The 21772-nt window shown below is 44.5% G+C and carries 21 protein-coding genes and 1 other RNA gene; 2 read left to right on the top strand and 20 right to left on the bottom strand.

The genetic code is table 11. The annotated features are described in order from the left end of the window. Position 1: 1 nt before the first annotated feature. Positions 2-865, bottom strand: a complete 864-nt coding sequence (locus AB5I83_RS09940; RefSeq protein ID WP_448974955.1) for a pirin family protein — start codon at positions 863-865, stop codon at positions 2-4. 273 nt (positions 866-1138) lie between these two features. Between AB5I83_RS09940 and AB5I83_RS09935 the strand changes: the two genes are divergently transcribed. Further along, positions 1139-1702: an FAD-dependent oxidoreductase gene (locus AB5I83_RS09935; RefSeq protein ID WP_448974953.1), complete on the top strand. Its 564-nt coding sequence runs from the start codon at positions 1139-1141 to the stop codon at positions 1700-1702. A gap of 104 nt (positions 1703-1806) precedes the next feature. Here the strand turns inward: AB5I83_RS09935 and AB5I83_RS09930 are convergent, their stop codons facing one another. The 5 genes from AB5I83_RS09930 to AB5I83_RS09910 form a co-directional block, all read right to left on the bottom strand. Then, on the bottom strand, positions 1807-2262 hold the full coding sequence (locus AB5I83_RS09930) for a hypothetical protein (protein ID WP_448974951.1): 456 nt from the start codon (positions 2260-2262) through the stop codon (positions 1807-1809). Positions 2263-2409: 147 nt separating this feature from the next. Beyond that, positions 2410-2850, bottom strand: a complete 441-nt coding sequence (locus tag AB5I83_RS09925; protein WP_448974950.1) for an N-acetyltransferase family protein — start codon at positions 2848-2850, stop codon at positions 2410-2412. 234 nt (positions 2851-3084) lie between these two features. Further along, entirely contained in the window at positions 3085-3249 is a 165-nt protein-coding gene (locus tag AB5I83_RS09920; protein ID WP_448974948.1) for a hypothetical protein, read from the bottom strand. A 418-nt stretch (positions 3250-3667) separates the two neighbouring features. Continuing rightward, entirely contained in the window at positions 3668-3874 is a 207-nt protein-coding gene (locus tag AB5I83_RS09915) for a capping complex subunit for YIEGIA (protein WP_167833098.1), read from the bottom strand. A gap of 7 nt (positions 3875-3881) precedes the next feature. Next, positions 3882-4793 carry a YIEGIA family protein gene (locus tag AB5I83_RS09910; RefSeq protein WP_448974946.1) on the bottom strand — a complete coding sequence of 304 codons (912 nt, stop codon included), beginning with the start codon at positions 4791-4793 and terminating at the stop codon, positions 3882-3884. Between the two features lie 201 nt (positions 4794-4994). Between AB5I83_RS09910 and AB5I83_RS09905 the strand changes: the two genes are divergently transcribed. Further along, complete coding sequence (locus AB5I83_RS09905; protein ID WP_226085824.1) at positions 4995-5402, top strand: LAGLIDADG family homing endonuclease; 408 nt, start codon at positions 4995-4997, stop codon at positions 5400-5402. Between the two features lie 420 nt (positions 5403-5822). Here AB5I83_RS09905 and ssrA read toward each other — a convergent pair. From ssrA to rpoN, 14 genes are all read right to left on the bottom strand, one after another. Then, positions 5823-6158: a transfer-messenger RNA gene (gene ssrA, locus AB5I83_RS09900) on the bottom strand. Positions 6159-6315: 157 nt separating this feature from the next. Further along, positions 6316-6783: an SsrA-binding protein SmpB gene (gene smpB, locus AB5I83_RS09895; protein ID WP_226643393.1), complete on the bottom strand. Its 468-nt coding sequence runs from the start codon at positions 6781-6783 to the stop codon at positions 6316-6318. 123 nt (positions 6784-6906) lie between these two features. Beyond that, positions 6907-9288, bottom strand: a complete 2382-nt coding sequence (gene rnr / locus AB5I83_RS09890) for a ribonuclease R (protein WP_448974943.1) — start codon at positions 9286-9288, stop codon at positions 6907-6909. An 84-nt stretch (positions 9289-9372) separates the two neighbouring features. After that, on the bottom strand, positions 9373-10119 hold the full coding sequence (locus AB5I83_RS09885; RefSeq protein ID WP_448974941.1) for an alpha/beta hydrolase: 747 nt from the start codon (positions 10117-10119) through the stop codon (positions 9373-9375). 172 nt (positions 10120-10291) lie between these two features. After that, entirely contained in the window at positions 10292-10525 is a 234-nt protein-coding gene (secG, locus tag AB5I83_RS09880; protein WP_226085827.1) for a preprotein translocase subunit SecG, read from the bottom strand. Positions 10526-10646: 121 nt separating this feature from the next. Next, positions 10647-11396 carry a polysaccharide deacetylase family protein gene (locus tag AB5I83_RS09875; protein WP_448974939.1) on the bottom strand — a complete coding sequence of 250 codons (750 nt, stop codon included), beginning with the start codon at positions 11394-11396 and terminating at the stop codon, positions 10647-10649. Positions 11397-11972: 576 nt separating this feature from the next. Next, positions 11973-13271, bottom strand: coding sequence for a phosphopyruvate hydratase (gene eno, locus AB5I83_RS09870; RefSeq protein ID WP_448974937.1), 1299 nt, complete (start codon positions 13269-13271; stop codon positions 11973-11975). Positions 13272-13295: 24 nt separating this feature from the next. Beyond that, positions 13296-14834 carry a 2,3-bisphosphoglycerate-independent phosphoglycerate mutase gene (gene gpmI, locus AB5I83_RS09865; protein WP_448974935.1) on the bottom strand — a complete coding sequence of 513 codons (1539 nt, stop codon included), beginning with the start codon at positions 14832-14834 and terminating at the stop codon, positions 13296-13298. Continuing rightward, complete coding sequence (gene tpiA, locus AB5I83_RS09860; protein ID WP_448974933.1) at positions 14827-15588, bottom strand: triose-phosphate isomerase; 762 nt, start codon at positions 15586-15588, stop codon at positions 14827-14829. Before tpiA ends, gpmI begins: the two co-directional genes overlap by 8 nt. Positions 15589-15998: 410 nt before the next feature. Further along, the gene (locus AB5I83_RS09855; protein ID WP_226085831.1) at positions 15999-17183 is read right to left on the bottom strand and encodes a phosphoglycerate kinase; all 1185 of its coding nucleotides are present in this window, start codon (positions 17181-17183) and stop codon (positions 15999-16001) included. Between the two features lie 128 nt (positions 17184-17311). Continuing rightward, on the bottom strand, positions 17312-18319 hold the full coding sequence (gene gap / locus AB5I83_RS09850; RefSeq protein ID WP_167833110.1) for a type I glyceraldehyde-3-phosphate dehydrogenase: 1008 nt from the start codon (positions 18317-18319) through the stop codon (positions 17312-17314). Between the two features lie 50 nt (positions 18320-18369). Beyond that, positions 18370-19395 carry a sugar-binding transcriptional regulator gene (locus AB5I83_RS09845; protein ID WP_448974931.1) on the bottom strand — a complete coding sequence of 342 codons (1026 nt, stop codon included), beginning with the start codon at positions 19393-19395 and terminating at the stop codon, positions 18370-18372. Between the two features lie 123 nt (positions 19396-19518). Next, the gene (locus tag AB5I83_RS09840) at positions 19519-19779 is read right to left on the bottom strand and encodes a glutaredoxin family protein (RefSeq protein WP_448974929.1); all 261 of its coding nucleotides are present in this window, start codon (positions 19777-19779) and stop codon (positions 19519-19521) included. Between the two features lie 312 nt (positions 19780-20091). Beyond that, the gene (gene rpoN / locus AB5I83_RS09835) at positions 20092-21435 is read right to left on the bottom strand and encodes an RNA polymerase factor sigma-54 (protein WP_448974927.1); all 1344 of its coding nucleotides are present in this window, start codon (positions 21433-21435) and stop codon (positions 20092-20094) included. Between the last annotated feature and the right edge of the window lie 337 nt (positions 21436-21772).

The raw sequence follows: 21772 nt of genomic DNA, 5'->3' as shown, positions 1-21772 counted from the left end.
CCTATATGGCTGGAGGTCCGAACTTTCCTTGCTGGAAGTCCCGGAATGCCTGTCTGATTTCATCCATCGTGCTCATGACAAAAGGTCCATATGGCACGATTTCTTCTTTTATCGGCTTTCCGGAATATACAAGCAGCTTGGAGCGTCGGCTGTTGGATTTAATTTTCAATTCACTTGTATTACCATCGTTTCCATCTTCATTAAAGGTTAATGTAGCAACCCCATGCTTCTTTAAATTGACCTGGCTTTCACCAAAATCCAGATCCCCTGATAGAACATATAAGAATGCGTTATGGTTTTCTGGCAGTTCATGAACGTATTCAGTTCCCTCTGACAAAGTAATCTCGGACAGGGTAATAGGCACAAGCGAATTCAACGGCCCCTTCACCCCCGCAATTTCCCCAGAAAACACCTTGACAGATCCGCCATCAAATTCGACTACTGGCGCATCTTCTGAATACACATTCTGATACGAGGCCTCTGTCTTCCGAAGATCCTTAGGCAGGTTCAGCCAAAGCTGCAGAGTGTGGGCGATATCATCATCCACCCCTTCTTCGGCATGCCGTGCCGCCCAGCCTGCATTCATATACTGAACATCCCCGGGTTCCAGGATGTCTCTCCCGCCAGCATTATCAATATGCTCAAGCCTTCCATCCACTACATAAGTAATGGTTTGGAAACCTCTATGCGGATGGTCGGAAAAAGTACCGCGTTTAAACCAGTCTTCTGCCATCAAAATGAAAGGGTCAAAATCTTTCCATCTGTTTACTGGCAAAATCCAGCCCTTCTGGATTGAAGGAAAACCTACCTCATCATACTTCACATACCATTGGTCCTTGACGTCACGCTTGAATGATTGTGCCATCTCCTATTTCTCCTTATCAGTTGTTATCAATAATGAATATTTTTAGTATAGCTTTTAGGTTAGACTTTTCATTTTTTACTTTTTATACTAAAATGTATAAAAAGCAGACAAATAAGATTACAACATAGCTTTACATAAAATACAATCGTTTTGCCTTACCTGATTTGCATATATCATCCAGAAATCAGACGATCAATTGATATATTTAGAGGATAATAAAATGAGTTATTCCTTTAACTATAAATTTTAAAGTGTTAATTCGGAGGAGTCAGAATGTACGATATAGCTATTATTGGAGCAGGTCCGGCGGGATCGAGCGCAGCAATCTTCGCTGCGAAAGCAGGAAAAAAGACATTGGTGATTGATAGCGGCAAAGGAATGACCCAGCGTGCATGGGTAGAAAACCACTATGGAATCAATGAAATTGCTGGCCCTGAGCTTGTCGAGACTGGCAAGAAACAAGCAAGTAAATTCGGGGCAGAGATTGTAGAAGATAGCGTTGTTAACATTTCATCTGAAAATGACGTATTGACTGTTGAAACTGAAACCCAAACATTCCAGGCAAAGCATGTTTTATTGGCCACCGGTGCATTAACTGACCTTGCCGATAAAATCGGCTTGAAGCTCGTGCCAGGAACGGAACCTCGCATCAAGAATATTGTAGAGGTTGACGAAAATGGCAAAACAAGCATCAACGGGATTTGGGCAGCTGGTACAGTGGCAGGTGTAAGTGTCCACACTATTGTTACCGCAGGAAATGGAGCAGCAGTTGCCATCAACATCATCAGCGAGCTGAATGGCGAACGTTATGTGGACCATGACTTGTTGAAAGCATAGTCTCTAGAAAGGAAACCCGCAGCAGACTGCGGGTTTCCTTTTTTTATATGTTCTGCTATCTCCAAGCAGAAAAAAAGACCTCCTTTGAGGCCTTTTCACACTTATTAAAATTTAGGATAGGCTTTATTAGCAGCTGTCGGATATGCAGAGCCGAACGAATCTAATCCTGAATTTCCATAAAACGGATAGCCGTCATCCTGATAACCAGCCCCGCCTGGCCCTATTGGGTAGCCGCTTCCAAACGAACCTGGATATCCTGCTCCCCCATATCCGGGATAACCGCCTATATTGCCTCCAGGGTAACCTCCTAAGCCTGCGCCGGGATAAGCGCCGATATTGCCACCGGGGTAACCACTGAATCCTGCTCCAGGATAACCGCCAGGAGGAAAGTAAGACCCTCCAGCGAAGCCTGCTCCCGGATATCCAAAAGGCAATGGGCGAGGAGCTGCCAGAGCACCGCCAAGAAATCCACCCGCTAAACCACCTAAAAACGGCAACCAGCCAAGACCAGCGCCAAATCTATAATCATTTCGTTGATAAGCATTCAGGTGTCGATACATATTTTAAGAACCTCCTCTCTCTATGTTTATGCATGTTCCGCCAATTTTGTCTGGGCCCTACTTCAAGCAGAACCAGCTTCAGGCTTAATAAAACTCAATGACGGAACAAGGAGAGGCCAAAATATCCTATGGATCAGATGCTCGTTATTATTTGATATCTAATTCCATTACCGTTGAAACAGGTTTAAACCCTAATTTTTCACAAAGAATTCTAGAAGGATTACCCTGGAACACATTTAGCTGGATCGATCTGATTCCCAGCCCCTTGAACTCATTAATCGCCGCAATTGCTAAGTCCATGGCGACACCCGACCTTCTGAACTTTGGAAATACATATGCACTAAGCAGATTCCCCATGACTTCGCCCTTCACAGTATTATAGTCAGCAGCCAACAAAATCCAACCTCTCAGCAGGCCGTTTTCTAAATCGATGAGAAAATAGCCCCCTTTTTGGAGGACTGGCATAAAAAGTTGATAAGCATTTTGTACACTGTTTACCGCGTATCCCATCGAGCTCTCTTTCATCACTTTCCCGGAAAGCTGGAGAATTTGGTTTGTCTCTGCCTGAGTCGCTCTTCTGATTGCCATACACCAAACCTCGATTCAAAGATGTTATGTACTAATATATTGGAGGTTGGTGAAGCGGGTGCCTGTCATCGATTAAGGAAAGATAGACAGGCTCTTAAAAGAGGAATCAACTGAAGAAGAAAAACTTAGGAAGTTCGACTCTATTGTCGGTATGAGTAACACCACATACGAGAGATCTAATAAATAATTTAATTAGAAATCGATTTGACCATTAAGATGAATCCATGAGGTTGTTTAATATTTATCATTCTCATCCATTTTTTCTTCCAATTCTTTCAATTCCTTATCTGACTTTTTCTTTAATAGATAAATAACGCCAATAGCCAAAATGGACAAAATAGAATACACAATTATTGTTGGAATAAACTCCATCAAGTTAAAACCTAATAAAAATTGCATGTACATCACTCCCGATTTGTTTTCTTAGCATCTATTCACGCTAAGTCTTTTATAACTTGTCTATTTTTTCGGTACAAATAAACAATCCTGCACAAAGGGCCTTATGTGCTGCTATGGAGGCACATACTGCTCAAAGCAATATTGAATACTTCTTTTGCCTTATTGGAACTTGCAAAGCTTTATGCTCTTTCAGGTATTACACCTGGTACTGTTTGTACTATATAAAGGATGATTTCCTAGCAAAACCTTACCCGTTATATGTTCATGTATTCATATTTTAAATCTTATAATCTCAATTAATCTCTGTCAAATTTGCTTTTGGAATGGCTTTCTCGCGAGTTTTTCTAGTATCATTATAGAAAAAGAAGCCCTTCTGAATCCAGAAAGGCTACCTTATGCTAGGAAGAGTTCATTAAGATTAAACTCTCAACACTAAATAATCTCCACTTTTCATCTGAACGACATCAGCTTTCATTGCTTTGGCCACATCCTGAACCATCAACTTCTGCTGCTCTTCATTCTCAGCCAACAGGGTAAGCTGGCTGCCTCCCAGTATCCTTTCCTTGTGTAAAGTGACAACTGCGAGTATCTCATAACTAGGTTTGGCTGAAGATTCTCTTCCCATTGTTTATTTATTCCTTTCCGACAAGATTTGTTTTCATGACTGCATGGCTTTTTTTCGTACTTTCAAGTAAAGGAGTCTTTTTAACAGCTTCAATCAGCTTATCCTTGTCTTTAATGATCGGTACAAGCGTAACAACAATTCTTCCTTTTTCGTATTCCTTCCTTGTAAAATGATATCGCTTAACCCCCAATGCCCTTGTAGCTTCAAAAAGCGCAGCCTGCCTTTGTCCGAAGTTATCCAAAGCGATCCGAAAATGTTCCTCATGAGGAAAAATCACCACTGCCATTCCTTCTTTTTCAAACATCTTAGCAGCATTCTCGGAACCTAACAGGTTTGTCACATAAATTCCATCTACAAACAATTCCGACCCTTTCACTTCAATCTTTCCTTCTTCTACTTCAGCAATATCTCCTATTGTTTTGCCTTTAGAAAATCTTTTTAATATGTAAAATCCGATTGCACCCACAATGATCCCTGAAAAAATATTGATTAATTTCGATTCACTATCCACAATTTGAATCGTGAGAGCCGTCAAAAAAGAAACAATCAAAGAAAAATAATTTCTTGCTTCGAATGTCTTTGCTATTCCGTCGATATACGCGTCTCCACGATAAGCATACTCGGTGTTTTCTACATCTTTCAAACTTTCTCTTTCAGACTTTCTCACATCCCGAAACTGTTGGATGGCAAGCGTCAGAAATGTCACTGCGACAAAGTTTTTGGTCATTAGCGCTGGAATGGCAACTGCACCGAGGGCAGAAGCGACGAACCCAGTAACCAGATGGATCATATATCCATTCGGATAGCTCGGATATTGCCTAAAATCTTCTTTGATCGTGAGGACCCGAGCCAATGTCCCAACACAAATAGCCGTAATGATCATAACGATATGCTCAGTTGATATTATTCCTTCTCTCATGGCTGCCTCCTTCATTCCTCTGCAGTCATTCCCATTTCGTTTTAGAAAAATACATAAGCAAATCAAGGTACTTTTGGTTGAGAAAGCAACAAAGTTTACGAAGAGAGCCCAAATAAAAGATAAATCAGGAATTTTCAATATTGAAATTATAACTTATAATAAAGAAAGAACATATGTTCCCTATGAGAAGGAGGAGGAATAATGAAGATTTGGGAAGCTAGCTATATTGCTGGCATTATAGATGGGGAAGGCAGCATTACATTAACAAGAATGCATAAACACGAACATCGCCGACCGATGATTACAATTCCATCGACAGATAAAGAACTTTTGGTGTATATCCATTCTATTATTGGAGGAGTTATTAATAATAAGAAAAATTATAAACCAGATACCCATAAGAATTCTTACACATTAAGCGTAAAAAATAAAATTGACGTATTATCTACATTAAGATACATACACCCTTTTTTAAGAATTGAACGGAAAAGGCTTCGTGCCCAATGGATATTGGAGCATTATGAGTCGGTTACACCTCGAAACGGAAAGTATAGACCAGAAATGTTAGTAGCTAAAAAGGAATTCGAGAATTTTTTCTTTACTATTTAAGCAAAAATCTATGATTGTTAGTCATTCGCTAAGTTTACTCTTTATGATTGATTAATAAATCCCACATAAAAAAACATCCGCCAGAAAGGTGATGTTTTTACAAGACAAAATAAAAATCCACCAACATATGTATTGGTGGAGACGGTGGGACGTGCTATTCCATGCTTTCGTCATGGCACTGACTATATCTTGAACCTGCTTCAGCAGGTCCTCCGGCGTATTATGCGAGATTTAGTTTTATCCAGACTCCCGGATTGATCACGCATCCTAGTACTGCCACGCTGGCAGCCTATAAGTCGATACATGGCTGTTGGATTGCTCCACATACCACTCGGCATTGCCCTATCGCTAATGCGACTTAGGTTTCACCGATAAAGCCGGATTTTCACTTGCGTGTTGCCACGCAAGGCGACTAATGACTAATCGAACCCACGTCCAAAGATATTGGCACTTAAGCTTCTACGAGTGTAGTCGGCATATTGGCGATTCGCTGGTCCTTTTGCCTACCGACAGGCGGCCGGCCAGCTAGCCTGGTTGTTCTCTTCCTTCATCCTCAGGCGGTGGAATCCGGCGTAGCCCACTTAGAGTGAGTCCGCTACCCTACCACATGGGCGATGGAGGGGCGAACCGCTATGCAGTATTAAGCTGCGAAAGCGAAGTTGTTGTTTTCTTTGCCAGTTATAGGCGTTGACGTTTTTACGAGGCCGATCCCCTCGACTCGCCACTTAAGCTCAAACTACCCCTGTCGAATCCGTAACGTCCCCATATAAAAGGTTGCTGTATCTGTGATACAGACGTTAGGAGAACTCGGTTAAGCCGAGCAAAAGTTATGTTGTCACTCGCTGGTGACAGTTATTATTATAACACACTGAGTACTTTTTTCAACTGGTACACTCTTCCTCAGCTGACAAGCTTACATTTTCTGGCGCTCACGGAATGCACGCTCGATATCGCGGCTTGCTTCCTTCTTCTTCAGCGTCTCACGCTTGTCATAGTTCTTTTTACCCTTACCAAGACCGATTAAAACCTTTGCGTAACCGTTCTTCAGATAAATCTTCAAGGGCACAAGCGCATAACCAGCTTCCTTCGTTTCACCTATCAATTGGTTAATCTGGCGTTTATGAAGCAAAAGCTTCCTAGTGCGAAGCGGATCATGGTTATAACGATTTCCCTGTTCATATGGGCTGATGTGCAGATTGTATAAGAACAGCTCACCATTATGGACTTTTGCATATGAATCCTTCAGCTGAACACGCCCGTTCCGGATCGATTTGATCTCTGTTCCCTGGAGGACGACTCCGGCTTCATACGTTTCTTCGATGAAATAGTCATGGTTCGCTTTTTTATTTTGCGCGACGACTTTCCCCTCACCTTTTGGCATAAAAACTCCCCCTTCTATGTCCTCTCATTTTAGCAAATAACCCCCGAAGCTACAATGAATAGCCATATGGCATGTGTTTCAGGGACAACAGAGAGCCCCTAATCAGGAGCTCTCAATGAGTGCCTATTTTCTCTTTTTCGATTTACGCTTTGCAGCCGGGGCGTTCTCAAAGAACTTTTTCTTTTTGTTCTTTGGTTTTGGACCTGAGCCTGAACCTGAGCCGTTTCTGCCGCCTCCTGATCCTCTTCCGCCAGAACCTCTGCCACCAAGCTTGCCTTCTTCTTCTTTCCCGCGGCGCGGCTTCTTATCGCTGCTGCCAGTCTTGAATACTTTAGGCTGTGCAGGACGTTCACGTCTTGGTGTGCCCTTCATGCCGACGATCTCAAAATCGATGGAACGCTCATCTTTGTTGACATTGATGACGCGGACGGTGATTTCGTCCCCGATTCTGAAGACATTGCCTGTGCGCTCACCAATCATCGCCATCTGGCGTTCGTCGAATCGGTAATAGTCATCTGTCATATAGCTGACATGGACAAGACCTTCAATTGTGTTCGGAAGCTCGACGAACATCCCAAAGTTCGTAACAGAGCTGATGATGCCATCGTATTCTGTACCAACCTTGTCTTCCATGTATTCTGCTTTTTTCAGTTCATCCGTTTCACGTTCCGCTTCAACTGCACGGCGTTCCATGTTTGAAGAATGCTCGGCAATATCAGGCAGCATCGCATTCCATTTTTCCTTCGTCGCTTGGTCGAGTTTGCCCTCAATCAGATACGTCCTGATCAAACGGTGGACAATCAAGTCAGGATAACGTCGGATTGGCGATGTGAAGTGCGTGTAGAACTCCGTTGAAAGACCAAAGTGTCCGAGGCTTTCAGGATAGTATTTTGCCTGCTGCATCGAACGAAGCATGACAGTCCCGACAACCATTTCTTCAGGCTTGCCCTGGACTTCTTCGATGATTTCCTGTAACGCCCTCGGGTGGACAGAATTCGCCGAACCTTTTACGATATAGCCAAAGTTCGTGATGAACTCGAAGAATTTCCTTAGTTTGTCTTCCTTTGGATCCTCGTGGATACGGTAGATGAACGGAACATCCAGCCAGTGGAAGTGCTCAGCGACTGTTTCGTTCGCAGCAAGCATGAATTCCTCAATCAGCTTTTCAGCGACAGAACGCTCGCGCAGGACGACATCTGTTGGGTGGCCTTCCTCATCAACCAGTACCTTTGATTCTTTAAAATCAAAATCGATGGCGCCTCTTTCCATCCTTTTTTTACGAAGAATAGCAGCAAGCTCTTCCATCAGCTCGAACATCGGAACGAGTGCCTCATAACGGGAACGAGTTTCTTCGTCTTGATCGACGAGAATCCTGTTCACATCGAAATATGTCATCCGCTCCGTTGTCTTAATGACACTCTGGTAGATTTCATGATCTACGACTTGGCCATCTGGAGAAATTTCCATATTACAAGACAGAGTCAGGCGGTCGACCTTCGGATTCAAGGAACAGATTCCATTTGATAAGCGGTGCGGAATCATCGGGATAACGCGGTCAACAAGGTACACACTCGTCCCGCGTTCTTCTGCTTCCCGGTCAATCGGTGAATCTTCAGTTACATAGTAAGTGACATCGGCAATATGAACGCCGAGCTTGTAATTGCCGTTTTCAAGCCTTGTGACCTGGACAGCATCATCCAAGTCCTTCGCATCTGCGCCATCAATTGTGACAATGACTTCATCACGCAGGTCACGGCGGTTTGCGATTTCGCTCTCCTTGATCTGGTCTGGGGCATTATTCGCCTGTTCCATGACCTCTTCCGGGAATTCCAGCGGCAATCCATGCTTATGAATGACAGATAGGATATCGACGCCTGGATCATTTTTATGGCCAAGGATGGCAACGACCTCTCCCTCGGCACTCTTACGGCCCTCAGGATAGCTCGTCAGCTTGACAACAACCTTATGCCCTTCGACTGCACCCATTCCAGCTTCTTTTGGAATGAAGATGTCACTCGTGAATTTTTTATCATCAGGAATTACGAAACCGAAGTGCTTACTCTCGGTATAAGTGCCGACGATCTGCGACACTCCTCTTTCCAGGATGCGCACGACTGTCCCTTCGCGGCGCTGGCCTGAGCTGTCCGACGATACGCGAACAAGGACCGTATCCCCGTTCATCGCATTGCTCGTTTCATTCGGTGGAATGAAGATATCATCCATGCCCTGTTCCTCAGTAATGACAAAAGCAAATCCCTTTGCATGCGCACTGTATCGGCCGCGCACGAGATTCATTTTTTCTGGAAGACCGTATCGGTCACTGCGGGTCCTGACGACCAGCCCCTTCTCTTCCATGACCACAAGCGCCTTGACGAAATCCTTGAATGTCGAGGAGTCCTCGATTCCAAAGGCACTTTCCAGCTCCTGGACGGTAAGCGGCTTGTAAGCTTCATCCTTCATATAATGCAATAGCCTGTCTATATGGCCTTTAATATTCTCATCCATTATAAATCCCTCCTTTATTATGCTATTTTCAAAATGAGGTTGAGTTCATGGTGTGAAAAACAACACAATATATTTTCTATGTTTTTATTCTTTCCAATTTAATGACTCAAGAAACTCGTAAACATCTTCGTGCAGTTGATCACGTTCTTTATCAAGTGTAATGACATGGCCTGACTCTTCATACCATTTGAGTTTCTTATGTTCAGACTCGATATTGTCATGAATGATATTCGCACTGTCAGGGTCGATGATGACGTCGTTCCTTGCCTGGACCACAAAGGTTGGCGTATAAATCAGGTCGATGCTTCCACGGACCTCCTTGATCAGCTCTTGAAGGTCTTTTAGCGTAGCCATCGATTTCTGTTCGAGTTCCTTTACCTCCGCCTCGATCTGCTCCTCAGGCTTGCCTTCCATTCTCTTATATTCACGTGCATACTCGAGTACACCGCGGTACATCAATTCTTCCGTCTTAAGATGCATCGGCGCGCACATTGGCACGATTCCCTTGAGTGGCTTGGTATATCCAAGCTTCAGCGAAAGAACTCCACCAAGCGACAAACCTGCCACGGCTATCTCCTCATACCCTTCGCTTTTCAGGAATTCGTAGCCATCAAGCGCATCCTGCCACCAATCTTCAGGGCCTGTATGTATCAATTCTTCAGGCGGCACTCCATGTCCTTTAAATACAGGTGCATGGCATGTATACCCTTTTCCTTCTAAAAAACGGCCCAGCATCCTGACATCCGCAGAATTACCGGTGAATCCATGCAACAGCAATACCGCTCTTTTTCCAGCTTTAAATGTAAAAGGTCTTGGCACTAACTTTCTCATTTTCCTACTCCCTCTATCAGATATCTTCCTTAGTTTTAACAAACATGCTTGTAACATTCAATTAAAAGCCTTTATATATGTAAATACCCATATTCACCAGAAATATGTGAAAATTTCGCTTCAATAAACACAATAAAACCCGGCCTCGATTGAAGCCGGGTCATTGTGTGTATTATAGTTCGAAATAAGAAACAGCAATAGTCAAAACAAAAAACAGAACAGACAACACGATTGTGACACGGTGCAGCACAAGGTCAAGACCTCTTGCCTTTTGCTTGCCGAACAATTGCTCAGCGCCGCCGGAAATCGCGCCGGATAGACCAGCACTCTTGCCTGATTGAAGAAGAACTACTCCAATAAGACCAATGCTGACGATCACTAAAAGAACAACTAACAATGTATGCATGACGTACCTCCCGATAAAACTGCTAACAGTATTTTAAATTTATCACATTTTCAGGAATGAAACAATACTTGTCCGAATTGTTATGAATTTTATTGGGCAGGTACTTTGTTTTTAACGACTGTTAACGCAATGGTGCAGGAAGCAGTGAATTGGACCTGTACAGCAGGTCCGAGACTGTTGTGCATTGATAACCGTTTTTATATAAGATGGACAATATATCTTCCACCGCCTTCACGGTTTGTGAACGGTCTCCCCCGGCATCATGAAAAATAATCACGTCGCCTGGACGCGTATCGGATATGACATTTTGCGTGATCTTTGCGGCTCCCGGCCGGCTCCAGTCCCGAGTTTCCTGATGCCATGACCAGAGGATGACATTGTAGCCCCCTTCAATCGCGGTATCGACGATTTCCTTATCATAATAGCCGGCGATTGGGCGGAACAGGGAGGGTTTGATGCCAGTGAGTTCTTTGATAACCTCCGCATTTTTATCCAGTTCCTTTTTGAGCATTGCCGGGGAATAGCCATCCCGGAAACGGTGCCTGTATGTGTGATTTCCGATTTCGTGCCCTTCAGCTGCCTGCCGTTTAACGATTTCCGGGTATCTTTCTGCCTCTTCGCCAATGATAAAAAAAGTAGCCTTCGCATCGTACTTCTTCAGAGCGTCAAGGATTTGCGGAGTGAAGGTCGGATCAGGACCGTCATCGAACGTAAACGCCACAAGCTTCTCTTCCACAGGGAGATCCCAGAACACATGGCCAGTCTTTTCGAATTTCGCTCGTTTTACTGAGGAAGGCGTGGCTGATGCGAGCCCTACAGTATTCATCGTGAAAAACATCATTAAGATAGCAGCTATGGTAACCCTTTTCATATCGTTTCGCTCCAATCTTCATTTCCGAATATATAACTATTGTGCGGATTAAATAGCTATTTTATTTCACTATAGGATGATTCATTCATTGTTTAAGCTGTCCTTCCTTTAACAACGGGATTCTATCGGACACTCTTTTCGATTCTTCGCTCCTGTTTGTCCGATAAGGACCTTCTATCGGACACTCTTTTCGATTCCTCGCTCCTGTTTGTCCGATAAGGACCTTCTATCGGACACTCTTTTCGATTCCTCGCTCCTGTTTGTCCGATAAGGACCTTCTATCGGACACTCTTTTCGATTCCTCGCTTCTGTTTGTCCGATAGGGACCTTCTATTGGACATTTCCTTCGATTCCCCGCTTCTGTTTGTCCGATAGGGGCCTTCTATCGGACACTTTTTTCAATTTCTCGCTTCTGTTTGTCCGATAGGGACCTTGTATCGGACATTTCCTTCTAATTCTAGCTTCTTCTTGTCCGGAAAAAGTAAATGTTAAAAAAAAACACCGGCAGCATCGTCATGCCACCGGTGTCTTTATATAACGGGTCGATCGCCAAATTAAGCGACCCACCTCGCAAAATTACTTCTTAAGGTTGTAGAAAGATTTGATCCCGTTGAAGCGAGCTGTTTCGCCAAGCTGGTCTTCGATGCGAAGAAGCTGGTTGTACTTCGCTACGCGGTCTGTACGTGATGGAGCACCAGTCTTGATTTGGCCAGCGTTTGTCGCAACAGCGATGTCAGCGATTGTTGAATCTTCTGTTTCACCAGAACGGTGAGAGATTACAGCTGTGTAGCCTGCGCGCTGTGCCATTTCGATTGCATCGAAAGTTTCTGTCAAAGTACCGATTTGGTTGACTTTGATCAGGATTGAGTTGCCAACGCCTTGCTCGATACCTTGTGAAAGCTTCTTCGTGTTAGTTACGAACAAGTCGTCACCAACAAGCTGAACTTTTCCGCCAAGGCGCTCAGTCAATAGCTTGTGGCCTTCCCAGTCGTTTTCATCCAAGCCGTCTTCGATTGAGATGATTGGGTATTTAGAAGCCATTTCTTCGTACCAGTCTACCATTTCTGCAGACGTTTTAACTACGCCTTCTCCAGAAAGATGGTACTTGCCGTCTTCTTTGTTATAGAACTCAGAAGAAGCAGCATCCATAGCCAGCATAACTTGCTCGCCTGGCTTATAGCCTGCTTTTTCGATTGCTGTAACGATTGTTTGAAGTGCTTCTTCGTTTGAACCAAGGTTTGGAGCGAATCCGCCTTCGTCACCTACAGCTGTGTTCAAGCCTTTTTCTTTTAAAACTGACTTCAGGCTGTGGAAGATTTCCGCACCCATGCGAAGTGCTTCACGGAAATTCTCAGCGCCAACAGGCATAACCATGAATTCCTGGATGTCCACGTTGTTGTCAGCATGCTCGCCGCCGTTTACGATGTTCATCATTGGAACTGGAAGCTGCTTAGAGTTGAATCCGCCAAGGTATTGGTATAAAGGAAGGTCAAGGTAGTCTGCAGCAGCATGTGCAACAGCCATGGATACGCCTAGGATTGCGTTAGCGCCCAGCTTGCCTTTGTTTTCAGTTCCATCTAACTCGATTAGCGCCATATCGATACCGTTTTGGTCAAGAACGTTGAACTCTTCGCCTACCAAGAATGGTGCGATGATTTCGTTCACGTTGTCAACTGCTTTTAAAACACCTTTTCCAAGGTAGCGGTCTTTGTCGCCGTCACGAAGTTCAACTGCTTCGTATTCACCAGTTGAAGCACCACTTGGAACTAGCGCGCGTCCGAATGCGCCAGACTCTGTGAATACTTCTACCTCAACTGTTGGGTTACCGCGGGAATCTAATACTTCGCGTGCGTATACGTCTGTAATGAATGGCATAGGTATCTCTCCTTATAATTAAGTTTATTTTTTGATTAATGTTTTTCCTGTCATTTCTGCCGGTTGGTTCAGTCCCAGCAATTCAAGCATTGTCGGTGCAAGGTCGCCGAGGATTCCGTCTTCACGTAGCTCCACGCCCTCTTTCGTTACAATGACAGGCACCGGGTTTGTCGTGTGAGCAGTCATCGGGTTGCCTTCGAGGGTAACAACCTCATCTGCATTTCCGTGGTCAGCCGTGATGATGGCCGTGCCACCCTTTGAAACAATCAGGTCAACGATGCGGCCAAGGCATTCATCAACTGTTTCAATTGCCTGGATTGTTGGCTCAAGCATACCAGAGTGTCCAACCATATCCGGATTCGCAAAGTTCAAGAGAATCGCGTCGAAGTTATCGGCTTCGATTTCCTTGATCAATGCATCAGTCACTTCATAAGCGCTCATCTCTGGCTTCAGGTCATACGTCGCAACCTTTGGCGAGTTGATCAGGATCCGCTTTTCGCCAGGGAATTCCTGCTCGCGGCCGCCGCTCATGAAGAACGTCACGTGCGGATATTTTTCCGTTTCAGCAATACGAAGCTGAGTCATGCCAGCCTGTGAAATCACTTCACCTACAGTATTATCGAGGTTTGATGGTTCGAATGCCACATAACCGTCAACTGTTTCACTGAAGTGTGTCAAGCACACGAAGTGAAGTTTTTCAGGATGATCCTCGCCTCGGTCGAATGAACGGAAGTCTTTATTTGTAAAAGTGTTTGAGATCTGGATTGCGCGGTCAGGACGGAAGTTGTAGAAGATCACAGCATCGTCGTTCTGGATCGTCGCAACCGGTGAACCATCACGGCGTACAAGAACCGATGGGACAACGAATTCGTCAAAGATTCCATTGTTATAGTTATCTTCAATCAATTCCATTGGGTTTGAATACGTAGGTCCGTCGCCATACACCATTGAACGGTAGGATTTCTCCACACGCTCCCAGCGCTTATCGCGGTCCATTGAATAGTATCGCCCAGAAATCGTCGCAAATTCACCGACACCGATCTCATTCATTTTTTCTAATGTCTGTTCAATGTAGCCAGGTGCTGTTTTTGGCCCAACATCGCGTCCGTCAAGGAATCCGTGTACGTATACCTTTTCCAGACCCTCGCTGGCTGCAAGTTTCAACAGAGCAAACATATGCTCAATATGGCTGTGAACGCCACCATCAGACAGCAAGCCCATCAAGTGAAGAGCAGTGCCTTTTTCCTTTGCATGCTTGATTGCTGCAATGAAGGTTTCATTTTTTTCAAATTCGCCTTCACGAATCGAAATATTCACGCGTGTAAGACTCTGGTAAACTACACGGCCTGCACCGATGTTCAGGTGTCCAACCTCTGAGTTGCCCATCTGACCCTCTGGAAGGCCAACTGCTTCACCGCTTGCAATCAATTGCGCATGCGGAAAACTATTCCAATAACGGTCAAAATTCGGCTTTTTCGCCTGTGCAACGGCATTACCTTTTGCTTCGGGACGGCATGCAAAACCGTCCAGAATGATTAAAGCTGTTGGTGACTGTTTACTCATTCTTACCTGCCTCCAATAGCTGCAAGAAGGAATCTGTCTCAAGGCTTGCTCCGCCGACTAATGCGCCGTCGATGTCAGATTGTGACATGTATTCCTTGATGTTAGCTGGCTTTACGCTGCCGCCGTATTGGATACGGACTGCTTCAGCCACTTCTGGTGAAAATTGATCTGCAACCACTTTACGGATGTGCGCGCAAGTTTCATTCGCATCTTCTGCTGTAGAAGATTTACCTGTTCCAATCGCCCAGATAGGCTCATAAGCGATGACAGTTTGTTTTACTTGCTCATCTGTCAATCCATTAAGAGCTGCCTTGATCTGTCCGCCAACAAACTCGTTTGTTTCGCCATTTTCGCGCTGTTCAAGCGTTTCGCCACAGCAAACGATCGGAGTCAGATTGTATTTGAATGCTGATAATGTCTTCTTGTTGACAGTATCATCTGTTTCATTGAACATTTCACGGCGTTCAGAGTGACCGATGATCACATATTTCGCGCCGATGTCCTGCAATGCTTTAGGGCTGATTTCGCCTGTAAAAGCACCGCTTTCTTCAAAGTGCATGTTTTGTGCACCGATTTCAACGTCCGAATTCTGTGTAAGCTCGACAAGCTGTCCAAGGAACAATGCCGGAGCACAGACTACAGATTCAACCTTGTCATTTGACGGAACAAGTCCGCTTACTTTTTCGATGAAGTCTTTGGCTTCAGGCAGCGTTTTATGCATTTTCCAGTTTCCTGCAATGATCGGTTTACGCATGCTGACACTTCCTTTCAATGTTTGCTGCGTATGCAGCGTTGTAATGCTTTTTAAACCCTCTGGATGTTGGGCTAACTTGGCTGTGTTAAATTAGACTATTGATTTTCGTTCCAGGCGCTTCGCTTTCCGCGGGCAGTCCGGGAGCCTCCTCGGCGCACTACGCGCCTGCGGGGTCTCCCGTGACTAGCTCTTCCCGCAGGACACTGAAATGCTTCCTCGAATCTGCCCACGCACGATGAAAATGCGTTAGCATTTTCGGAGGAGTCTTCGCGCCTTCCACTACAATCAATAGGACTTAAAATCTTTAATTAGCTTTAATACAGCCTAACTTTTTTGGAGCGACACACACCAATGGTCAGGATCCGCACCCTTACATTGCCGCTGTCATAGCCCCTTATATATCTAAAATCTTACTTATCATTCAATGCCACTACGCCTGGGAGCTGCTTGCCTTCCATGAATTCTAGGGAAGCGCCGCCTCCTGTTGAGATGTGGCTCATTTTTTCGGCTAGGCCGAATTTTTCTACTGCTGCTGCAGAGTCGCCTCCGCCGATGACTGAGTATGTATCGTTAGCATCGGCTAAAGCTTGTGCGACAGCTTTCGTTCCTTCTGCGAATTTGTCGATTTCAAACACGCCCATTGGTCCGTTCCAGATGACCAATTTAGACTTTTGAATCACATCGCGGTAAGTTTCAGCTGTTTTTGGTCCGATATCGAGTGCTTCCCAGTCTGAAGGGATTTCTTCGATTGCTACGACCTTTGAATTTGCATCTGCAGAAAAGTCATCGGCAACGATGGCGTCTACAGGCATGTAGAAGTTAACGCCTTTTGCCTTTGCTTTCTCCATGAAGCTCTTAGCCAAGTCAATTTTATCTTCTTCTAAAAGGGATTTTCCGATTTCGTGGCCCTGTGCTTTTACAAATGTATAAGCCAGTCCGCCGCCGATAATCAGGTTATCTACTTTTTCCAATAGGTTGTCAATGACGCCAATCTTATCTTTAACCTTCGCGCCGCCAATGATGGCAGTGAACGGACGCTCTGGATTTGATAATGCTTTTCCAAGAACTTCAAGCTCTTTCTCCATCAGGAAGCCTGATACAGCCGGAATGTACTTGGCGATGCCTTCTGTTGAAGCGTGCGCGCGGTGTGCAGCTCCGAATGCATCGTTCACATATACATCTGCAAGCTCTGCAAATGCCTTTGCAAGTTCAGGATCATTCTTCTCTTCGCCTGGATAGAAACGGACATTTTCAAGAAGCAGGACATCGCCCTCGTTCATGCTGTCGATTTCGGATTTTACAGAGTCGCCGTAAGCTTCATCTGTCTTCTTCACATCCTTGCCAAGAAGCTCAGACAAACGCTTCGCAACTGGAGTCAAACGCAATTCTTCAACAGCCTGCCCCTTCGGACGGCCAAGGTGGCTTGCAAGAAGGACTTTCGCGCCCTGTTCAACAAGGTACTGGATCGTTGGCAGTGCTGCACGGATCCGTGTTTCATCCGTAACCTGTCCATCCTTCATCGGCACGTTGAAATCAACGCGGCAAAAAACTCTTTTTCCTTTAACATCCACATCTTTTACTGTCTTTTTGTTCAAGGCTAGAGACCTCCTTTAAAATAGCGCCAATGCGCGATTAAGCAGAAAAAGAGGAGAGGGAATTACCCCGCTCCCCTTTTCATCCTACTACATTATAGTCAATATTGGATTAGTTATCCAATCTTAGCTTACAGACCTTTTTTCGCGATGAAGTCTACAAGGTCAACTACACGGTTAGAGTAACCAGACTCGTTGTCATACCAAGAGATAACTTTTACCATGCTGCCTTCCATAACCATTGTTGATAGTGCATCGATGGTAGAAGAGTTTGCACAGCCATTATAGTCGCTAGATACTAGTGGCTCTTCGCTGTATCCAAGGATACCTTTAAGTTCGTTTTCAGAAGCTTTCTTAAATGCAGCATTGATTTCTTCAACTGTTACATCTTTGTCAAGCTCAGCAACAAGGTCAACCAATGAAACGTTTGGAGTTGGTACACGCATTGCTCCACCGTTTAATTTGCCTTTAAGTTCAGGCAACACTAGAGAAACTGCTTTTGCAGCACCAGTTGTTGTTGGAATGATGTTTTCCGCAGCAGCACGTGCACGACGGTAGTCTTTGTGCGGAAGGTCAAGGATTTGCTGGTCATTTGTATATGAGTGAACAGTTGTCATCATACCGCGCTTGATTCCGAAGTTGTCGTTCAGAACTTTTGCGAATGGAGCCAGGCAGTTTGTTGTACAAGATGCGTTAGAGATTACGTGGTGGTTAGCTGCATCGTACTTATCATCGTTTACACCCATAACGATTGTGATATCTTCGTCAGATGCCGGTGCTGAGATGATAACCTTCTTAGCTCCTGCTTCAAGGTGCTTCGCAGCGTCTGCACGCTTAGTGAAACGTCCAGTAGATTCAACTACTACTTCTACGCCAAGGTCGCCCCAGCCAAGTTGAGCTGGATCTCTTTCAGCAAGTACTTTCACTTTGTGGCCGTCAACTACTAGGTAGTCACCGTCAACTGTAATTTCTTCGTTCAATGTTCCGTGAACTGTATCATATTTTAAAAGGTGAGCAAGCATGTTTGCATCTGTTAAATCGTTAACTGCTACTACTTCTACATTAGGGTTTTTCAAAGCCGCGCGGAAAACTACGCGTCCAATACGTCCAAATCCATTAATACCTACTTTTACTGCCATGAGTATTTCCTCCTTTGATTCCTATAAAAGGTGTTGTTTATATTAAGGTGTTACCCTTGTAACAATGTTTTAGCGGCTCCTTCATCCGTAATCAGGATGGTAGAGGAAGGTGCCTGTTTCATATAGGCTCTGATCGCTTTTGCCTTGGACTCTCCACCGGCAACCGCGATGATATCGCCTATATTCGCGAGATCATTAAGCTGAAGGCCAATCGTCAGCACTTTGTGGACGATTTCCCCATCTTCATTAAAATAGTAACCAAAAGCCTCGCCTACTGCTTTTCCATCGAGGATCTTATGTAAATCCTCCGGACTGGTATTGCGGCGTTCCGCCATTGTAATAGCGTCTCCAATACCATGTAAAACCATGCTAGCTGATTTGACTAAATTCCAGACCTCGTAGATCAGCGGTTCTTTGATGAAGGATTTGTAAACCTCTGTGCTGACCTGGTCGGGTACATAAAAGACCCGGTTGCGTGAATTCGTATTGTCCGCCATGATCGCACAAACTGTGTTTGCCTGGTTCTTGACGTCCTCGCCGATTCCGCCCCTTGCCGGCACGAACAGCAAATCCTTTTTGCCAAATTCAGGAGTCAAACTTTCCGCTACGGCCGCCATTGTCGATCCTCCTGTTACAGCAATAATATTCTTACTGTGGAGAAGCTCTTTCATACTGTTGGCTGTTGCGCGTCCCAGCTCACTTTTCACCCAGGGAGACTGGTCGCTGTCACCCGGGACTACAATTACCCTCCGGATGCCCATGCGCTCCTGAAGCTGGCGCTCTAATGAGTCTATACCCATTATGTCCCGCATTACTCTATCAAGACTTTCCAGTATATCTTTTCCCGCTTTGGTCAGTGTCATTCCCTGAACTGACATCGAAATCAGATTCTGGTCTTTCAAAAACTCCACCTCAGAACGCAAAATCCGTTCAGTCAAGTTTAGGCTGACCGAAAGATTTCTCCTGCCAACTGGCTGCATCACATTTATGTATTGGAGGATGAGGTATCGTTTTTGCATAACTTGCAATAAATCGGGCAATATTCTTTTTTGAATATCAATGAGCGAAAAGTCCATGTTGATATTCTCCTTTTCCAGCGTTGGACTTCAAATGTCCCGCTAAGACATATTATGTCCCACTCGCGGTAAAAAAAATCACCCCTGCTACAAACCTCATTCTAACAGGAGTGAAACCCTTAATCAACTTATAAACTCAATGTTTTTTCGTGAAAACGCTTCATCTATGAACTTTTTGTTAATAATTCCGTATTGCAGCTCTTCGCCATCCAATTCGATGACTGGAATCATGATTCCGTACTTTTCGACGAGCTCATCATCGAGGTCGATATTGATTTCTTCTATTGTAATATTCCATTTTGCTTGTAAGTCTTCGAGGATCTCACGCGCTGATCCACACAAATGGCAGCGTGACCGAGAATATAGTTTGACTGTTTTTTGCATTTTGGGCTCCTTAAAGTAATTTGAATATCAATATTCTGCTAATAGGTTGATTTCCACTCCAGGATGCTTCGCTTTCCTCGGGGCGTGCGGTGAGCCTCCTCAGCGCTAAAGCGCCTGCGGGGTCTCACCTAGCCCGCTGATCCCGGAGGACATTGAATGGCTTCCGCGAATTCGCGCACCCACGATGGAAATGCGTTAGCATTTTCGGAGGAGTCTCGCACCTTCCGTTCCATTCAACTTATTAATAATATTTTGTGTTAAAACCATCATCTTAAAGTAAATATTTTATTTAAACACTTGAACATCAGTGCACTAATCAAATCTCTTCCGTTTCGACGACGACGGAATGCCGAGCTGGTCGCGGTATTTGGCGACGGTTCTTCTTGAGACGACCATGCCTTCTTCGTCTTCGAGCATTTGTACTAGTTTTTGGTCGGATATAGGTTTCTTTTTATCTTCTTCTTTTATGAATCTTTCGATGGCCGCTTTTACTTTTTGGGAAGAAGCCTGGTCGTTCTCTGTGGTCGCGATCGCGCTTGTAAAAAAGGATTTCAATTCATGAGTGCCGGTCGGAGTCTGCATGTATTTTTCGCGGACAGTTCGGCTGACTGTCGACTCGTGGATTTCGAGTTCGTCAGCCACTTCCCTCATCGTCATCGGTTTCAGATGTTCTGGTCCAATTAAAAAGAATTCCTGTTGTTTTTCAATGATTTTCATCGATACCTTGAGCAACGTTTCCTTCCTTTGCTCAAGGCTGCGATGAATCCACTGGTAGTCCCCCTGCTTTTCCTGCAGGAATCTATTGACCTCTGGATCCTTGTGTCCAGACAACTGTTGGAAATATCCTTCATTAAAAGAAATTTTAGGAATCAGTGCATCGAACACACTAACCGAGAGTTCATTCGCTTCCCGTTTGACGACCACATCCGGGACAATGTAGGCAGGCTTCTCGCGCTGGAAGGCTGCCCCAGGTTTAGGGTTCAGCTGCTGGATATCATCATGGACTTTTTGGATTTCCTTCACATCGATATTCAGCATCTTCGCCAATGCCTTCCACTTTTTCTCGGCAAAAAGCAGGAAATGTTCGGAAATAATCTTTATTGCCAGTTCATTTTCAGGTGTGCGCTTTTGCCTTGTCAATTGAAGCAGCAGGCATTCCTTGAGATCATTCGCACCGATGCCGGCCGGTTCAAGGGACTGAAGCTTAAAGAAAGCGCAATCGACAATTTCTTCATCAACACAAAACCTTCTGACAAGGTCTTGTCTTTGCAAGTTCAAGTAACCGTTTTCATCTATGTTTTCAATCAATTCATGTAAAATCAATTTTTCTTCAGGTGTTGCTTTTAATAAGTTCAATTGAGATAGTAGATAGTCTTCGAGGGTATCACTCGTACCCGCGCCAATCTGTTCGATCAAGTTCTTCTGGTCCCGTTCAAACGTTTTTTTTCTTGTTTTTCGTGTACGGTCCATACTCGCATCAAAATTGGAGATGTTTTTAAAGTCCACTTGCATCAGGGGATTTTCCATTGATTTAGTTTCAAGAAACGCTGCCAGCTCCTGCGCAGAGTATTGCAAAAGCGCAATCGCCTGGGTCAGTTCCTGAGTCATCGCTAATTTTAATGTCTGCTTTTGCCATAAACCAGCCTTCAAATCCATCTCAATCACCCCTGCACTCATTTTACATGATAAACGGGGTTTGGTGTATGGAAAGAATTTGGCATTGGCAATATAAGCGCTCTGTTTTCAATTACTATTTCCCTCATCCAATTGAATTCGTATCTATTAACTTATCAAATTCACAGGAAATGCCCTGATATGAGCAAGGTATTGCCTGTGAAAAAGTAACTGCGAATACTTTTTCTCTAATAGAGCCGCAATAATTGCACCTTCAGCGGCTAGAATTGCGCTATCTAACACGATAATTGCACCAAAGTAGTCCAGAATTGCACCGTCATCCTCAATAATTGCACCGTACCCCTAATTTAGGGATAAA

The sequence above is a fragment of the Mesobacillus sp. LC4 genome (assembly GCF_053543455.1).
This window is presented reverse-complemented; position numbering and strand designations above follow the sequence as displayed.

Excerpts from the sequence above, each read along its gene's own strand:
- AB5I83_RS09940 (WP_448974955.1), bottom strand. The coding sequence starts at position 865 with ATGGCACAATCATTCAAGCGTGACGTCAAGGACCAATGGTATGTGAAG.
- AB5I83_RS09935 (WP_448974953.1), top strand. The coding sequence starts at position 1,139 with ATGTACGATATAGCTATTATTGGAGCAGGTCCGGCGGGATCGAGCGCA.
- AB5I83_RS09930 (WP_448974951.1), bottom strand. The coding sequence starts at position 2,262 with ATGTATCGACACCTGAATGCTTATCAACGAAATGATTATAGATTTGGC.
- AB5I83_RS09925 (WP_448974950.1), bottom strand. The coding sequence starts at position 2,850 with ATGGCAATCAGAAGAGCGACTCAGGCAGAGACAAACCAAATTCTCCAG.
- AB5I83_RS09920 (WP_448974948.1), bottom strand. The coding sequence starts at position 3,249 with ATGCAATTTTTATTAGGTTTTAACTTGATGGAGTTTATTCCAACAATA.
- AB5I83_RS09915 (WP_167833098.1), bottom strand. The coding sequence starts at position 3,874 with ATGGGAAGAGAATCTTCAGCCAAACCTAGTTATGAGATACTCGCAGTT.
- AB5I83_RS09910 (WP_448974946.1), bottom strand. The coding sequence starts at position 4,793 with ATGAGAGAAGGAATAATATCAACTGAGCATATCGTTATGATCATTACG.
- AB5I83_RS09905 (WP_226085824.1), top strand. The coding sequence starts at position 4,995 with ATGAAGATTTGGGAAGCTAGCTATATTGCTGGCATTATAGATGGGGAA.
- smpB (WP_226643393.1), bottom strand. The coding sequence starts at position 6,783 with ATGCCAAAAGGTGAGGGGAAAGTCGTCGCGCAAAATAAAAAAGCGAAC.
- rnr (WP_448974943.1), bottom strand. The coding sequence starts at position 9,288 with ATGGATGAGAATATTAAAGGCCATATAGACAGGCTATTGCATTATATG.
- AB5I83_RS09885 (WP_448974941.1), bottom strand. The coding sequence starts at position 10,119 with ATGAGAAAGTTAGTGCCAAGACCTTTTACATTTAAAGCTGGAAAAAGA.
- secG (WP_226085827.1), bottom strand. The coding sequence starts at position 10,525 with ATGCATACATTGTTAGTTGTTCTTTTAGTGATCGTCAGCATTGGTCTT.
- AB5I83_RS09875 (WP_448974939.1), bottom strand. The coding sequence starts at position 11,396 with ATGAAAAGGGTTACCATAGCTGCTATCTTAATGATGTTTTTCACGATG.
- eno (WP_448974937.1), bottom strand. The coding sequence starts at position 13,271 with ATGCCATTCATTACAGACGTATACGCACGCGAAGTATTAGATTCCCGC.
- gpmI (WP_448974935.1), bottom strand. The coding sequence starts at position 14,834 with ATGAGTAAACAGTCACCAACAGCTTTAATCATTCTGGACGGTTTTGCA.
- tpiA (WP_448974933.1), bottom strand. The coding sequence starts at position 15,588 with ATGCGTAAACCGATCATTGCAGGAAACTGGAAAATGCATAAAACGCTG.
- gap (WP_167833110.1), bottom strand. The coding sequence starts at position 18,319 with ATGGCAGTAAAAGTAGGTATTAATGGATTTGGACGTATTGGACGCGTA.
- AB5I83_RS09845 (WP_448974931.1), bottom strand. The coding sequence starts at position 19,395 with ATGGACTTTTCGCTCATTGATATTCAAAAAAGAATATTGCCCGATTTA.
- AB5I83_RS09840 (WP_448974929.1), bottom strand. The coding sequence starts at position 19,779 with ATGCAAAAAACAGTCAAACTATATTCTCGGTCACGCTGCCATTTGTGT.
- rpoN (WP_448974927.1), bottom strand. The coding sequence starts at position 21,435 with ATGGATTTGAAGGCTGGTTTATGGCAAAAGCAGACATTAAAATTAGCG.